Origin of the sequence: Segatella oulorum F0390 (genome assembly GCF_000224615.1) — a bacterium.
GTDB classification, from domain to species: Bacteria; Bacteroidota; Bacteroidia; order Bacteroidales; family Bacteroidaceae; genus Prevotella; species Prevotella oulorum.
Genome location: NZ_JH114217.1, coordinates 611,592 through 627,065 on the forward strand (window position 1 = coordinate 611,592; position 15,474 = coordinate 627,065).

Annotated in this window: 11 protein-coding genes; 8 read left to right on the forward strand and 3 right to left on the reverse strand. The window is 48.4% G+C overall.

The window, feature by feature from the left end; genetic code table 11:
• Positions 1 to 212: 212 nt before the first annotated feature.
• The 3 genes from HMPREF9431_RS11765 to HMPREF9431_RS11775 are packed head-to-tail and all read right to left on the reverse strand — an operon-like array spanning position 213 to position 5,769.
• The gene (locus HMPREF9431_RS11765; protein ID WP_004381555.1) at positions 213 to 1,706 is read right to left on the reverse strand and encodes a DUF6850 family outer membrane beta-barrel protein; all 1,494 of its coding nucleotides are present in this window, start codon (positions 1,704 to 1,706) and stop codon (positions 213 to 215) included.
• A 53-nt stretch (positions 1,707 to 1,759) separates the two neighbouring features.
• Complete coding sequence (locus HMPREF9431_RS11770) at positions 1,760 to 2,992, reverse strand: DUF4876 domain-containing protein (RefSeq protein ID WP_004381556.1); 1,233 nt, start codon at positions 2,990 to 2,992, stop codon at positions 1,760 to 1,762.
• A gap of 14 nt (positions 2,993 to 3,006) precedes the next feature.
• A complete protein-coding gene (locus tag HMPREF9431_RS11775) occupies positions 3,007 to 5,769 on the reverse strand; it encodes a TonB-dependent receptor (RefSeq protein WP_004381557.1) in 2,763 nt (920 codons plus the stop codon).
• A 111-nt stretch (positions 5,770 to 5,880) separates the two neighbouring features.
• Here HMPREF9431_RS11775 and HMPREF9431_RS13075 point away from each other — a divergent pair, with 111 nt between their 5' ends.
• From HMPREF9431_RS13075 to HMPREF9431_RS11810, 8 genes are all read left to right on the forward strand, one after another.
• On the forward strand, positions 5,881 to 6,063 hold the full coding sequence (locus HMPREF9431_RS13075; protein WP_155813036.1) for a hypothetical protein: 183 nt from the start codon (positions 5,881 to 5,883) through the stop codon (positions 6,061 to 6,063).
• A gap of 263 nt (positions 6,064 to 6,326) precedes the next feature.
• Positions 6,327 to 7,673 (forward strand): adenylosuccinate lyase, encoded by a 1,347-nt coding sequence (gene purB / locus HMPREF9431_RS11780; protein WP_004381559.1) that lies wholly within the window; start codon positions 6,327 to 6,329, stop codon positions 7,671 to 7,673.
• 79 nt (positions 7,674 to 7,752) lie between these two features.
• Positions 7,753 to 9,231 (forward strand): pseudouridine synthase, encoded by a 1,479-nt coding sequence (locus HMPREF9431_RS11785; protein ID WP_004381560.1) that lies wholly within the window; start codon positions 7,753 to 7,755, stop codon positions 9,229 to 9,231.
• Between the two features lie 15 nt (positions 9,232 to 9,246).
• Positions 9,247 to 10,638, forward strand: coding sequence for an asparagine--tRNA ligase (gene asnS / locus HMPREF9431_RS11790; protein ID WP_004381561.1), 1,392 nt, complete (start codon positions 9,247 to 9,249; stop codon positions 10,636 to 10,638).
• Between the two features lies 1 nt (position 10,639).
• Positions 10,640 to 11,722 (forward strand): tryptophan--tRNA ligase, encoded by a 1,083-nt coding sequence (gene trpS / locus HMPREF9431_RS11795; RefSeq protein WP_004381562.1) that lies wholly within the window; start codon positions 10,640 to 10,642, stop codon positions 11,720 to 11,722.
• 404 nt (positions 11,723 to 12,126) lie between these two features.
• Complete coding sequence (locus HMPREF9431_RS11800; RefSeq protein WP_004381563.1) at positions 12,127 to 12,339, forward strand: hypothetical protein; 213 nt, start codon at positions 12,127 to 12,129, stop codon at positions 12,337 to 12,339.
• An 18-nt stretch (positions 12,340 to 12,357) separates the two neighbouring features.
• A complete protein-coding gene (locus tag HMPREF9431_RS11805; protein ID WP_004381564.1) occupies positions 12,358 to 13,995 on the forward strand; it encodes a hypothetical protein in 1,638 nt (545 codons plus the stop codon).
• Positions 13,996 to 14,452: 457 nt separating this feature from the next.
• Positions 14,453 to 15,376 carry a DUF6261 family protein gene (locus HMPREF9431_RS11810; protein WP_004381566.1) on the forward strand — a complete coding sequence of 308 codons (924 nt, stop codon included), beginning with the start codon at positions 14,453 to 14,455 and terminating at the stop codon, positions 15,374 to 15,376.
• Positions 15,377 to 15,474 lie beyond the last annotated feature (98 nt).

Sequence of the window (15,474 nt, forward strand, 5' to 3'; positions counted from 1 at the left end):
TAGTGTGTGTGTGTGTGTGTGTGTGTGTGTGTGTGTTACACAATTATTTGGATTGACCAAATAAAATGCATAAAAAGACGCAAAGAAAGAAGATTTTCTTTGCAACATCGAAATGCAATATGTCATGTTGTGTAACTCCATCGGGCGCAAAGGTATAAACTTTTAGCTAATGGAACAAATTTACCTGCAAAAATGTTTTGAAAAAGGAAAGCTCAAAGTGTTACACCTAATGTCAGTTGAACAAGGGTTGTGTGACGGTGGGTAGTGCAGTTTTGATGGCGGAGTGTTGCTTGTAGGAACAGTGCTTTGATGGAGGGGGTGCGAAGAAAGAGGTCGTAGCGCGCGCTGATTTCGCCGGTCCAAGCGTGCGCTGTGAGTTGATTGTAGTTGTCGTTTAGCATGGAAAGCGGTTCGGTGAAGGCGTGTCGGTCGTTTAAAACCAATCGCTTTTGCATGTTTTGTGTGCGCTGCACCGCGATATGTGCAGTGAAAATGCCAGCACGAAACGACCTGATGGTCTGTGCTTGCAAGCCGAACGAGAGGTTGGCAAACTGCATTTCGCGCTGCGGATTGGCGTAGGTTTCTTGAAAAGCCAGCAACGAAACCGCAGGCACGGCATTGATTTCCCACCGCGCTGACAGCCATTGCTGCGCGGCTTCCAACTGCATGTGCAGCGTTTTGGCAAGAAAGGGATAGTTAATGGCTAACTGTTTGTAGCCCGTGAGGCCGTTGTCATATAAGCGTTCGGCACCTTCACGGTTGCTATAGGTGGCCGAGAGTGACACGTGGTGTTGCTGTCCACGCCAGGCTGTCTCGCCCGAAATGGTCCAAACAGTCAGATCGTTGATGGGGGCATCTTGCAGGTCGGACATCTGCTTTTGCAACACACGTCGCGATACTTCCAACTGCGCCAAAAGTCCATTATTACGGGGTTGCAGCGTGAAGCCGGCACCTAAGGTGTGGCCTGTGAAATAGGCTTCTTTCAATGCACCTGCAAATCGATAATAGTGCATGCCGAGGCCTTGCATCTGATAGAGTGTGATGGCGCCCAGGAGATTCATAAAGGCGATGGATTGCTCTTGTGAATAGCGTTGCCAAAGGGCATAAGCGCCGAGGTTGTAACGTGTGCCGAGCGAATGGGATGCGCCCACTTTGAGGTCGACAAACAGACTGTTGTTGCGTGGGCGTGGGTCGATGTCGCGATAGCTCAATGCCGACTCGTAGGCCGCTTCAACACCATAACACCAGCGGTTCTGTTGGCGGGCATAGCCCATGTGGAATCGATAGGCCTCACGTTCCATCTTGCCGCCGAGGGTATCGGCTGTGACATAGGGGTAAATCTGCATGAAATCGGCCGACTCGTTCCACTGAATATCGCGTGTACGACGGCGGTCATAGCCGGCATCTCCCCACACTACCGCATGCTTACCCAGCCATTGATAGGACGAAGCATCGAAGCGTCCGGCCGTAAAGGCGCGTCCCATCTGTGCGACAAGGGCTTGGTCGGCATTCTTGTTGATGAACGATGCCTTCACTTCGGCGTGCGAACTGTCATATCGTCCCACGGCCAACGCCGGGTTTCGATAGACTTCAAAAGCCTTATTGTCGTGCCATGACAACAGTGTTTGCAACTTGGTTTGCGCCCAGGCCTGCTGACTCAAGCCCAAACTGCATGCCAACAACAGCAGAGAAAAATGCTTCATCATTGCAAGGAGAAAAGGTTATTCGCCCGCCTTACAAAGCGAATAACCTGTTGTTTCTATTTAAAGAATTGATAATAGGGATTGGCTTTCACCATGCTTTCGAAGTCGTTGGTCGAATTGTTCGTGTCCACCAACTTGTGGGTTTGGTTGTCAACCTTGCGGCGAATGGCCATGCCATAGCGGTTTTTATCAAAAGCCTGCACGGAATTATAAGCAAAACCTGCATCCAAGCGCGAGGCCGAGCAAGTCCATTTCTTTGGAGCTTCCTTCGGACACATGTTCACACAGTCGGCAATCCAACTGTTGGGCAGCAGATAAGCATCGCCTTTCTTGGGATAGGTTTTGTCCTTAAACCTGAAGTCATAGGTATAATGATAAACATAGTTCTTCACATAATCGGCTACGTTGACAGCGTGTTGCACATCGCCCAAATAACCGATGGCATAGGTCTTTACACCGCGTGTGTGGGGCACCCATACGCCCAGTTGCCGATTACCATCCATGGTGATGAGCTTAATCAAGTTGGGCACGTCGGTATCAGTGTCGAGACCGTCCTCTGTTTTGTCATACCATTCGAAATCGGCCTTGCTCAAATCATAGGAGTTGGGGTTTGTTTTGGTATGGTCTAAGCCTAAATCTACCAGCAGAATGCTCTTTCCCGGTTCCACGGGATGGTCTTTTCCACTGCCCGGAACCATGTAGGCGACACTGATGGCAAGGGCAGAGTCACGCATATCGGGCTTGTAATCCTGCGGCGTGTCATTGAGGAACTTGCTCTCGAATAACACCAATCCATCGGCATAAAGCGTTTCATCGCTGTTGTTGTAGATGCGGAAATATTTATCGCTGTTATATTGATTATTGTTGGCATCGAGTGTTCCGGCCACAGCAATCTCGGCAAAGACAAAGCCATCTTTCACCGAAACAGCTTCGGCAACAAGGTTCAGCGTGGCTTTTCCGCCCGTAATATTCACATTGTTTTGCACGGCTCTGAGACGTGCATTCACATCGGTTCCGTTCATTTTGTAGGCCACATTACCCTCTAACATCACGTTGTATAAACCGTCTTCCAACCACACTTTCGACAGTTCATTGCTCTGCACAACAGTCGAACGTCCCGTGTTAACATTGAAAAATGTCACGCGCACATTCGATGCTTTCGCATTTTGAATGTCCTTTGCCAAGGTGTAGACCACTGAAACTTCGCTTTGTGGAGTTTCGTGAAACTTCTCGCCGCACGATGCCAAAACAAGGACACCCAACAGCCATAATCCAAAAAACTTTTTCATCTTCATCTCTGTTTTTATAATTTAAAATTTAATTCCATTCCAAAATAAGGGGTGAACACGCGCCGCACGATATAGCCATTCACCTCGTAGTCGGGCGCAATGGCGAGCAATCGGTCGGCAAAAAACGACAGCGTTGCATAGCGGCCAAACTGTTTTGAGGCTTTCATGTTCAAACACATATAGGCACGTTCGCGCTGCACCAGTTGGGTTTGACGCACATTCGACAGCACCAACCAGCGCTTATATACATCGGTCGCGTCGGCATCGGTATAGGGATGTTCCACGCCTGCTACATCAACATAGGCTATCGGACGCGGATTACGTGTGGGTGTGAGCGTCTTTCCCAACCAATAACATTCGGCCGTTGCCGAGAGAATAAGCCCCAACCGATCGAGATAGGTGTCGGCAATGAGGTTCGAGGTGAACCGATCTTTCACATAACCGTTGTTCCACGCGTAAATGCCCAAATAACGATTGTTGATGGTGATGCCGTTAATCTGCTGCGATGAACCGGCATAATATTCGGGTTCGCCCGCCGAATAGGTGGTGTGAAACCATGCTCCGTTGAAAGTGAGGCGCGTATGAAGTGCCGGGAGGCGAGGCGAGGAATATTGAAATTCAATGCCCTGCTTGATAATCTTTGTACCGTTTCCCATCACTTGATATGTGCGCAGCAGCGTATCAGTGCGATAGGGTAGCGCGGCGAGCGACGGAGGTGCCGTGAGTGTCTTGCCCCGAAGGCCCGATGCATCATATTGTTTATAGGTGAGCATCGGTATCATTTCCTGCGTGCTGCGAAAGCCGTCGTTCATGCTTTCGTGGAAAAAGGTGGCATAAAACCGATGCCCTTTACAGCTACCACCCACGCGAACTTCCCATTTGGTGTTGTGTGCCGGCAGTAAATGATAATTATTGGTGTCGATGGTATAGCTGCGAATATGGAGCTTTTTCAAGGCGTCGTTGGCATTCCAATAGTTCAGTTGCACCAAATCAATATAGCGTTTCTCGGGATTTAAATCCAATATGGTGGGCATTTTGCTCATGCGCCCCACGCCCATTGAGGCATAAAGGTGCAACTTACCCATGGCCGGGAGGTCCCATTGTACGTTCAATCGCGGGTCGACATACAACCTTCCGTGCAAGTCATAAGCCGAAGATAATCCCACCATCGCAGTGCCACGCACGCCCAACAAGGCCGTGATGACATGTTTTCCCATCGATAGTTTGGCTTCGTCTTGCGCGTAGAACGCCCACAAATTCGTAGCCGGAATATCCTTGAATGCACGCGGACGGCGCGACGATGTGCCATCGATGGGACGCTGATAATCGTACACCTGCCCCTGCCCAAAATTCTTGTTGTATTGCCATTCCACGCCCATTGTGAGCACATGCGACAATGCCCCCATCGTCTTCTGCGCATTGCCTTCTAACCGTAAGTTTGAATAAAACGGCATTCCTTTCACTTGATGGCGCGCCACGTAGGTCGAAGGCAGATAGGTGCCATCATATTCGCCGTTCTCTTCAGTCAGTGGTGCCGGCGTATCACGGTCCACACTCACAAACTTTGTCTGGTCGATTTCGTCGAAAGAAACGCTCGTCGAATAGCGCAGCAACAGCGATTGAAGCCACGAGTCTTCGTGCGGACTGTAGCGTAACGATGTGCTTAGCCCCACGCGATGGTAGGACGAGCGATAGCGATCTTCCTTGTTCACTTGCACTTCGGGGTCGGTTTTCACGTGATCGATGTTGCCCGCATAGTCCGAAGCCACATCCCAATTAAGCCTTCCACCTTGCGCAAAGAGCCAAAACTTGTGCAGTCGGACCGAGAAATTCAGCCGGTTGTAGGTTTCAAAGCGGTTGCGCGGATCGGCTTTCGAGTTGAACAAACCGCCGTCGGCATTTAAAATCCAGTTATTGCCCAAGGCAAATCCCTTTCCTGCTGAGAGCAGTTTGCCATAGCCGTCGGCCTTGATGCGCACCTCAAGCGGCGTTGCCACACGCTTGCGTTCAATGCGAATGAGGCCGCTGGTCAAGTCACCATACTTCACAGAAGGAATGCCTCGCACCACTTCCACCTGCTCAATGTTGTCGGTTGCTAGCATTCTCATGTCGACACCATAGCCCACTGTCGAGCGATTTCCATCGGCATTCATGTTCCGTCCCAACAGTTGCATGTTGGCATCGGTGCCGATGGGAGCGCCATCCACCATGAATTTTGTGCCCAAACTACTGATGGCATAGTCGCTACTCGAGATACCCACCTCGCGCAAACGCGCCACATTGGCAACGTTGGTGTGGGGCGTAGCGGTCATTCCGCCGGGCAAAAGGCTCAACAAATCGCTGAACGACGAGGGTTGCAGATGCTGCATGGCCGTGCGATCGATAACCGATGTGCTCGTCAGTCCTTTCTTCTCTTGGGCCGTAACCGTAACCTCACCTAAGCTGATGGCTGTGGCATGCAGACGCAATGTGCACTGCAAATCGCTGCTGAGCGTCACCAACGTGTCAAGCGTGGCATAGCCTACCGACGACACTTGCAGGCGATAACGGCGCGGAGCAAGGTCGGAAAACCGAAACGTGCCGTGGTCAGAGGTTTGCAAACCCGACAAGAAACGCTCACCGGCATACAGCCGAAGGGTGACAAACCCCAATCCATCGCCTTGCCCGGCATCCACCACTTTGCCTTGAAGGGTGAAGCGTTGCGGGTCGTTGGCAGCCGATAAGCGAATGAGGCAGACCAAAAGAAAGAGAAAGGTGATAACGTTTCTTTTGCGCATGATTATTTGATAGCGTGGGCAAAATTACAGCTTTCATCGTCGCTCCACAATACCTACTTTTAGGTATATTGCCCTCTCAACCATTAAAAATACACCGTTCGGACACAAAAAATGGGTATAAAAGATGGGAAAATGCGCCATTATTGTACAACGGAGCTGCAAAACATTCCCCTGCATAAGCCCTGCTATGCGCTCCTTCCGCCCTATTCCATCACGCAAGCCACGCCTTCACGAAGAAAAACAGTGCAGATTACGCCACAATATCGTCGTAATCGCTGCTCAAGAACATCGTAATTATGCAACAATATGCCCCACTTTTGTTGGCAGACTACACAAATAGAATCGCAAGCGCATGGGATGAACAAAATGAATAAAAACAATGATCACGGCAGGGGATGCTCACCTTTTATAAATAAGCCTACCCCATTATAGACATTTACTTAGAATTTAAAAAACTTTATCACTCCAAAAGAAAGCAGTTTTGTGAAAAAACAGTATCTTTGCGGCGTTGATATCTTTCGTATCGAATAAGGTTTTAAACATCAATTAAAGAAAAGATGAATCTTGATTCACTGACTGCCATTTCGCCTATCGATGGACGTTATAGAAACAAATGCCAAGAACTTGCCGATTATTTTTCGGAATATGCATTGATACGCTATCGGGTGCGCGTGGAAATAGAGTATTTCATTGCCCTGTGCGAATGGGGTATTCCACAACTGAAGGGCGTTGACAGCAATCAGTTTGAGACCTTGCGCGACCTCTATCGCCACTTCTCTGAAGCCGATGCACAGCGGGTGAAAACGATAGAGCAAACCACTAATCACGACGTGAAAGCCGTGGAATATTTCTTGAAGGAGGCTTTCGACCGCATGGGTGGGCTCGAGGCTTATAAGGAATTTATTCATTTCGGGCTGACTTCACAAGATATCAACAACACCAGTGTGCCACTTTCGTTGAAAGAAGCCTTGGAAAAGGTGTATTTTCCGCAGGTCGAAGCGCTCATTGGGCAGCTTGAAACCTATGCCGAGGAATGGAAAGCGGTGCCCATGTTGGCCAAAACACATGGACAACCGGCCTCACCCACCCGCTTGGGCAAGGAGGTTATGGTGTATGTTTATCGTCTGAAAGAGCAGCTGGCCGCATTGAAAGCCTGCAAGTTTACAGCGAAGTTTGGTGGCGCGACAGGCAATTTCAATGCCCACCATGTGGCCTATCCGCAAATCGATTGGCCCGCCTTTGGTGCGCAGTTTGTCCGTCAAAAGTTGGGTTTGGAGCGCGAGACTTGGACCACACAGATTAGCAATTACGACCACATGGGCGCCATTTTTGATGGTATCCGCCGCATCAACACTATCCTTATCGACCTTGACCGCGACTTTTGGTTGTATATTTCAATGGATTATTTCAAGCAGAAGATTAAAGCAGGCGAGGTGGGCTCGAGTGCTATGCCCCACAAAGTGAACCCCATTGATTATGAGAATAGCGAGGGAAACTTGGGAGTGGCCAATGCGCTTTTGCAATTTTTGGCACAAAAACTGCCTGTGAGCCGCTTGCAACGCGACCTCACCGACAGCACCGTGCTGCGCAACATCGGGGTGCCTTTGGCACACAGCCTCATTGCAATGCAAAGTACTTTGAAAGGATTGCAGAAGCTCATTCTCAACGAAGACAAGCTGAAGGCCGATTTAAACAGCACGTGGGCAGTGGTGGCCGAGGCCATACAAACCATTCTTCGGCGTGAAAACTACCCTCATCCCTACGAGGCTTTGAAAGCGCTTACCCGCACCAATCAGCAAATGACGCAAGAAACCATTCAGCAGTTTATCGCGCAACTCAACGTGAGCGCTGCCGTGAAAGCCGAACTTATGGCCATCACACCGCTGAATTATACTGGAATGTAAACAAATTTAATCAATAAAAAGAAAGTTATCAATAAAGTACTAACCCGGCCGCGAGGCTACAAATCATGAATTAAAAATTATGGATTCAGAATTAGAAAACAAGGCTCAAGATCTGTCAAACGAGCAGAATGAGGGCACCCGTGAGGGTTACTCACGACAAACAGAAGGTTATTCACCCAACTATCACAGTGCAGGTCGGCCACAGCGCCCACGCATTCATTCACAACGGGCGTATAGTTCAGAAGGCGCAAACAGTGAACATGAAGGCGGATTCCGCCCGGAAGGTTTTGGCAGTGCATTGCAAAACAGCGAGCGGCCACAACGCAGTTACCAACCTTATCAAGGCGGCTATAACCGTCAGCAAGGGGGATATAACAGCCGTGGAGGCAACAATCGCCCCCAACAAGGTGGCTATCGCCCACGTTTCAACAACAATGGCGGCGAGCAGCAAGGCGGTTATCAACCCCGACAGCAAGGCAACTATGCACGTCCACAGCAGCAAGGCTATCGTCCTCGCTACAATGCGAATGGCGAAGAGCAGCAAGGTGGCTATCAACCACGGCAGCCACAAGGTTACGGACGTCCACAACAAGGCGGCTATCAAGGTCGGGGTGGCTATCAAAACAACCGCAACTTCAACAACAATGGTGGCGGCTATCCACAACAAGGTGGCTACAACAACCGTAACTATAACAACAATTACGGAGGTTACAACAACCGCCCGCAACAGAATTTCAACCCCAACCGCAACTTTAAGAAAAGCCGTCCGGGGTACGATCCCAACGCGAAATATAGCTTGAAGAAGCGCATTGAATATAAAGAGACACACATTGATCCCAACGAGCCCATTCGTTTGAATAAATACTTGGCAAATGCCGGTGTATGTTCTCGCCGCGAAGCCGATGAATTTATTCAGGCAGGTGTGGTGACGGTCAACGGCAATGTTGTTACCGAATTGGGTACAAAGGTGTTGCGTTCAGACGAGGTAAAGTTCCACGATCAACCTGTTTCTTTGGAGAAGAAGGTCTATGTGCTGCTCAACAAGCCAAAAGATTGCGTGACCACCAGCGATGACCCGCAACAGCGAAAGATTGTGATGGACTTGGTAAAAGATGCTTGTCCGGAGCGCATCTATCCCGTGGGACGCTTAGATCGCAACACAACGGGTGTGCTATTGCTCACAAACGACGGCGATTTGGCCAGCAAACTCACGCATCCTAAGTTCTTGAAAAAGAAAGTGTATCATGTGCACTTGGACAAGGCTTTGGCAGAGGAAGATTTGCAAAAGATTGCCAGTGGCATTGAATTGGAAGATGGAGAAATCCATGCTGACGCTATCGAATATGCCGATCCGCGCGACAAAAAGCAAGTGGGTATCGAAATCCACAGTGGCAAAAACCGCATCGTTCGTCGCATTTTCGAACACTTAGGCTATCGCGTAACACGCTTGGATCGTGTGCAGTTTGCCGGCTTGACGAAAAAGAATTTGCGTCGCGGCGACTGGCGTTTCCTCACCGAACAAGAGGTGGAAATCCTCCGGAGTGGGATGTTTGAGTAATATTCAGAATTGAAAATGAAAAGAACAAAAATAGTCGACGCCCTCAAAAGCGTCGACTTTAATCACGATATACTCGTGAAAGGATGGGTGCGCTCCCACAGAAACAGTAAGGCTGTCGACTTTATTGCCCTCAACGATGGGTCGACCATCAACAACATTCAGATTGTGGTTGACCCCACTTCGATGGATGCTGAAGCCTTGAAAAGCATCACAACAGGTGCATGTATCGGGGTAACAGGGACATTGGTGCAAAGCCAAGGTGCTGGTCAAAGCGTTGAAATTCAAAGCAAAGCCATCGAAATCTATGGTCTTTGCCCGTCGGATTATCCCATGCAAAAGAAGGGACAGAGCTTTGAATACATGCGCAAATATGCGCATCTGCGTCTGCGCACCAACACCTTTGGTGCCGTTTTCCGCATTCGTCACAACATGGCGATTGCCATTCATCAGTATTTTCACGAGCATGGTTACTACTATTTCCACACGCCATTGATCACGGCAAGCGATGCCGAAGGTGCGGGAGAGATGTTTCAAGTGACGACACTCGACCTCAGCAGAACAGGCAAAACGGGTGAGGTGCCCTATGAAAAAGATTTCTTTGGCAAAAAAACGAGCCTCACTGTGTCGGGTCAATTAGAGGGCGAATTGGGCGCAACAGCCTTAGGTGGCATCTACACCTTTGGCCCAACGTTCCGCGCAGAGAATAGCAATACGCCACGCCATTTGGCAGAATTTTGGATGATTGAACCCGAAGTGGCTTTCTTAGACAAAGATGAGCTGATGGATTTAGAGGAAGATTTTATCAAATTCTGCGTGCGCTGGGCATTGGAACACTGCAAAGACGATTTGGAATTCCTCAACAAGATGATTGACAAAAACTTGTTGGAGACGTTGCAATCGGTCATTAAAGAAGACTTTGTTCGCCTGACCTACACCGAAGGAATTGAAATTCTTCAAGCGGCAGTGAAGAACGGAAAGAAGTTCGAATTCCCCGTAACGGAATGGGGAATGGATTTGAGCAGCGAGCACGAACGCTATTTAGTGGAAGAACATTTCAAACGTCCTGTCATCATGACCGACTATCCTTCTGAAATCAAAGCGTTCTATATGAAGAGAAATGCCGATGGCAAAACCATGCAAGGCACCGACGTGCTCTTCCCAAGAATTGGCGAAATCATTGGCGGTTCGGTGCGCGAAGAGAGCTATGAGAAGCTGGTGGCCGAAATCAAAGCGCGTGGTATGGCACCCGAAAGCTACAGCTGGTATCTCGACACACGCAAATATGGCTCGTGCCCACATGCTGGATTTGGGCTCGGTTTCGAGCGTTTGATACTCTTTGTCACGGGTATGCAGAACATTCGCGATGTCATTCCGTTCCCACGCACACCTAAATCAGCCGAGTTCTAACATGGGAAAGATTATACTAACGGGCGACCGCCCCACCGGAAAGCTGCATCTTGGCCATTATGTGGGCAGTTTGCGGCGACGCGTTCAACTGCAAAATGCTGGCGATTTCGACCGCATGTTTGTCTTCATGGCCGATGTACAGGCACTCACCGACAATGCCGATAATCCCGAAAAGATACGCCAAAACATCGTTGAAGTGGCTTTGGATTATCTGGCTGCAGGCTTAGATCCAAAGCTGTGCACGCTCTATATTCAGAGCCAAATCCCCGAATTGGCCGAGCTAACGACCTATTTGATGAACTTGGTTACTGTGTCGCGCGTGCAAAGAAACCCCACGGTGAAGACCGAAATCAAAATGCGCAACTTCGAAGCCAATATCCCTTTGGGCTTCTTCTGCTATCCCGTTTCACAGGCAGCCGACATCCTTGCCTTCAACGCCACCACCATTCCCGTGGGCGAAGACCAGGAACCCATGATTGAGTTGACGCGCGAATTGGCGCGCCGATTCAACCAAACCTATGGCGAGGTGTTTGCCGAACCCGAAATTATGCTGCCCGAAAATGCCACGGCACGACGCCTCCCCGGCACCGACGGCAAAGAGAAAATGAGCAAAAGTCTGGGCAACTGCATTTATCTGAGCGACGATGCCGACACCGTTTGGACTAAGGTGAAGAGCATGTACACCGATCCAACGCACCTCAATGTGAGCGATCCCGGTCATGTAGAAGGCAACGCAGTGTTCACCTATTTGGACGCCTTCGCCACCGATCAAGACTTTGCCGACTTCTGGCCCGAGTTTAAAAACCTCGACGAACTCAAGGCGGCCTACACGCAAGGCGGCATCGGCGACATGAAATGCAAGAAGCTTTTGAATAGCGTCATCAACCGCATGTTAGAGCCGATGCGCATGCGTCGTCGCACTTTCGAGCAAGACATCCCCGAGATATTCAACATGCTGAAACAGGGAAGTGATGCGGCACGCGAAACCGCAGCACAAACCATGGAGGCCGTGAAACGTGCCATGCAGATTGATTATTTCAACGATGCTGCACTCATTCAGCAACAAACCGAGAAGTTTAAGTAAGCTATCAACAGCCTCGGAGGATGTAAAAACAATAGGGAAAATAAAAATCGGGTGCAAAGGTTTGTCACTTTGCGCAAAAGTTTATAACTTTGCCGCCAAATTAAACAGAAAGTGTTTGTATGCAAACGAAAAATAATTTTTCAAGCAGTGTAAGTTTTAACATCTTTTATTTGGCAGAACCAAATAAAAGTGTAACACACACACACACATTCTAACAACGGTCTAAGTCTCTGTACTAAGGCGATAGCGGTGCGCCCGGCACGGGTGTCGGTCCGCCGTTTCAAGCATCTGCAAGGAGCTTTCAAAGCTCTTTGCAGATGCTTTTTCGTGTACCTAATTAAGCGTACGAAACAACGAATGAAGAAAAAAATACAACTCAATCAATAGTAATTTCAATAGGAAAAATGAAGAAACAAACGAAGCGGACTTACCAAAAGCCCGAAAGCAAGATTGTAAAAATGCAGGTTGAGCATTTGTTGCAGGCCGTGAGTGGTCAGCACAAGCACATTGGCCAAGGTGGAACCTATGGCGATGCCAAGCGCAACAACATGGAATGGGACGAATGGGACGATGAAGACGAAACCACGCCCTCAGTAACGAACGAAGATAACGAATAATAAGGAGGAGTAACAACTATGAGACTCAAAACATATTTCAACGCCGCCCTGCTCTGCCTTGCAGTCAGTTTGTTTGCAGCTTGCGCAGGCGATAATCTTGCCGATAACAATAATAAGGAAAATAAACAAGAAATTCCGCAAGGGGTTCGCTTCACCATCAATGAACCCAAAGCAAATGCAAAGTCGCGCGTAGTGATAAACGAAGATGGAACCGTCGCAGCCAAGACACGTACTTTCATCACGCACACACCAGGCATGGGTGCCGATGCCTTTTGGAGCGATAACGACTATATTTGGGTGAAAAACAATGCGGGCGTTTGGAAAAAGAGCATCTACACAGCCATAACAACGCCCGATAAAAAGCACGCCATGTTCATTCTACCAGGAAAACTTTCAGACTACAGTGATGGTTGCAGCGTGATTTACAACATGAGCCAGCCAGCCTCCTCACCCTTGGCCGGTAATCCCGAATATCTAAGAATTGATCATCTGCAGCCAAAAAACCGTCCAAACGATTTCAGTGATGCAGGTGCATGGGGTGATGCAGGCATAGGAAAAGCAAAACTGACCGATGCGCCTGGCGAGTTTGTTTTTCAACTCGCCCACGGCGTGAGTTACCTGTGTTTGCTGCCACGCTGCGAGAATGCGGCTTTAGGACAAAACATCATTCTCAAAAAGGTAAAACTACTGGGCGACCACTATCTTACGGCGACCTTCTGTAACTTTGCGGCCGATGGTTCTGTTTACATACCTTCAACACCACCCACAGGCGTGCCCTCTGCAATGTATGGAAATATAGATTCAGATGTAGCCAACTTTCCACTCACCAACACCACACAAGATATTACGAAAAATGGTTGTTATTTCATCATCGTCCCAGGCACCTATAATTTTACCATCACCTACACCATCAAAGATAAGGTGACAGGCATTGAAACCAATATCGAAAAGAAAGTGAATGGCGTGGATTGCAAGGCCGGCGAGATTAACGATATTCCCGCATGGATTGATAAGGATTTGAAAATACAACCACCACTTAAATATTATTATCCTATGGCTGCGCAAGATCTTTATCACAATCATTTAAAGGCCGATGGAACATATGATGGTGTAGAACCACAGTATGGTGACGATCGTTATTGGGGAAGTGCAACTCCTAATCCTGTTTTTAACACGATCCCCAATCTTAACGAGGCACGTTGGTATGCAGCTAAAGGAGATGCCCACTGGGCAACAATAACTCGGGTGATGGATGGCCATTTATGGCATATCAACGGGATATGGTTAAAAAAGAAAGCTAAAATCATGGTCGATGAAGGAATAACCAAAGAACAGATGGAGAGTGGATACCCCAAAAATAATCCAGATGATAAGAGAGATTATTATATAGAATTGCCAGGTGTTGTAGGAAGTGTTAGTAGTGCCCCTCTTTTAAATACGTCAGATTACTTTTTCCTGCCAGTGCTATATGAAAAGATTGCGGGAGGACTTTATTCTTTCGCACCAGATGGTGAATATTGGGTTGGAGGGATATATTTCGGTAGTCTAACTTTTGCAAATATAATATCCTTTAATTCTTCAGAAATAAAAGCTGTACAGACAGAGCCTTTCGAACTCTACTCTTTTTCTGCCTATTATGCACGACAATTTGAATGATTTGCAGCGACTCAAGAATTGGATATAAAAATAAGAATATGCCAAAAGACATATGAGTGCAATAAATAAAAAAAATGCTCAGTGAATACTTCAGCAAACGTCAAAAAATAAATTTGCGACTTGCTAACGACTTAGCAAACTTCAAAAAAATAATTTGGGACTTGCTAACGACTTAGCAAACGTCAAAAAAATAATTTGAGACTTGCTAACGACTTAGCAAAACGCAAAAAAATAATTTGGGACTTGCTAACGACTTAGCAAACGTCAAAAAAATAATTTGAGACTTGCTAACGACTTAGCAAACGTCAAAAAATAAATTTGAGGCCTGCTAACAACTTAGCAAACATCTCTCAAAAGCGATGACGAGAAAAAGTGAATTAAATAAGATTATAAAAACCAGAGGGGGAGTTCTACCACGATGGGATGTCTTCTCACAATTAAAATTAAATTAAACAAGATGGAAATTGATTTTTTAAATCTGGTGGCCGTGAGCAACGGCGCGCATTTCGTGTTCATCGAGTCCGTTTGCAAACGGTTGGACTCGGAGACGGAGTTGTTGAAAAACGAGTACTTTAAGAAGGCGGCCGACGCGTTGAAAGCGGCTTTTAACGAGGAAAACCGCTACTTTGCGTTGTCGAAGAAAAGTGCTTCGACCGATGAGATTTTGGCGGCCGATGCCGACCGCGACACGTTGTATTCGGCCTACTACCGTTCGGTGAAGAGCTTTTTGCGCGTGTCAACGGCCGACTTGCATACGGCGGCCAAAACGCTCTGGCAAAGTTTGGTGGACTATGGCATCAAGCCCTCAATGCAGTTGGAACGCGAGACGGGTGCCATTCAAAACCTGTTGGAGGATTGCGAGCAAAAATACAGCGCCGAGGTGGCCAAATTGGGCTTGCAAACGGTATTGGCGTCGTTGAAAACGGCCAACGCAAAGGTGAGCGAACTGCTCTACAGCCGCACCACGGAGCAGTCGAAACAGGTAGCAGGTGCGCTGCGCAAGGCACGTCAGCAATCCGACGAAGCCTTCAAGCAGGTGCGCAAGGTGGCCAATGCCATGGCTACGTTGGGTAGTGCCGAAGCCCTGAAACCCTTCGCCGACTTTGTGAACCAGCTCATCAAGCGGTATGAGGATGAGGTGCTGCCGAAAAAGAAGAAAGCGGATGATAAGAAGCCGGGCGATGGCGATAAACCGAGTGATGGAAAGAAACCAGGTGACAAGAAGCCCGGTGACGGCGGGAAAACACCCGATGGCAAAAAGCCGGGCGGTGATGCAGCAAAGCCGGGTGATGGTGGCGACGGCAAGGATAAAACGGGCGGTGGTAAGGATAAGCCAGGTGGCAAAGGTCAGGGCGATGCCACGGTGACACCCAAAGAATAGCTTGTTTTAAAACAAATGGTGTCATCCACGATGACGCCGAAATCATAACGAACACACACTTTTTTATTTTAAGAATGGGGGCGGGAGTGCGCGATGCA

Excerpts from the sequence above, each read along its gene's own strand:
- HMPREF9431_RS11765 (WP_004381555.1), bottom strand. The coding sequence starts at position 1,706 with ATGATGAAGCATTTTTCTCTGCTGTTGTTGGCATGCAGTTTGGGCTTG.
- HMPREF9431_RS11770 (WP_004381556.1), bottom strand. The coding sequence starts at position 2,992 with ATGAAAAAGTTTTTTGGATTATGGCTGTTGGGTGTCCTTGTTTTGGCA.
- HMPREF9431_RS11775 (WP_004381557.1), bottom strand. The coding sequence starts at position 5,769 with ATGCGCAAAAGAAACGTTATCACCTTTCTCTTTCTTTTGGTCTGCCTC.
- HMPREF9431_RS13075 (WP_155813036.1), top strand. The coding sequence starts at position 5,881 with ATGGGTATAAAAGATGGGAAAATGCGCCATTATTGTACAACGGAGCTG.
- purB (WP_004381559.1), top strand. The coding sequence starts at position 6,327 with ATGAATCTTGATTCACTGACTGCCATTTCGCCTATCGATGGACGTTAT.
- HMPREF9431_RS11785 (WP_004381560.1), top strand. The coding sequence starts at position 7,753 with ATGGATTCAGAATTAGAAAACAAGGCTCAAGATCTGTCAAACGAGCAG.
- asnS (WP_004381561.1), top strand. The coding sequence starts at position 9,247 with ATGAAAAGAACAAAAATAGTCGACGCCCTCAAAAGCGTCGACTTTAAT.
- trpS (WP_004381562.1), top strand. The coding sequence starts at position 10,640 with ATGGGAAAGATTATACTAACGGGCGACCGCCCCACCGGAAAGCTGCAT.
- HMPREF9431_RS11800 (WP_004381563.1), top strand. The coding sequence starts at position 12,127 with ATGAAGAAACAAACGAAGCGGACTTACCAAAAGCCCGAAAGCAAGATT.
- HMPREF9431_RS11805 (WP_004381564.1), top strand. The coding sequence starts at position 12,358 with ATGAGACTCAAAACATATTTCAACGCCGCCCTGCTCTGCCTTGCAGTC.
- HMPREF9431_RS11810 (WP_004381566.1), top strand. The coding sequence starts at position 14,453 with ATGGAAATTGATTTTTTAAATCTGGTGGCCGTGAGCAACGGCGCGCAT.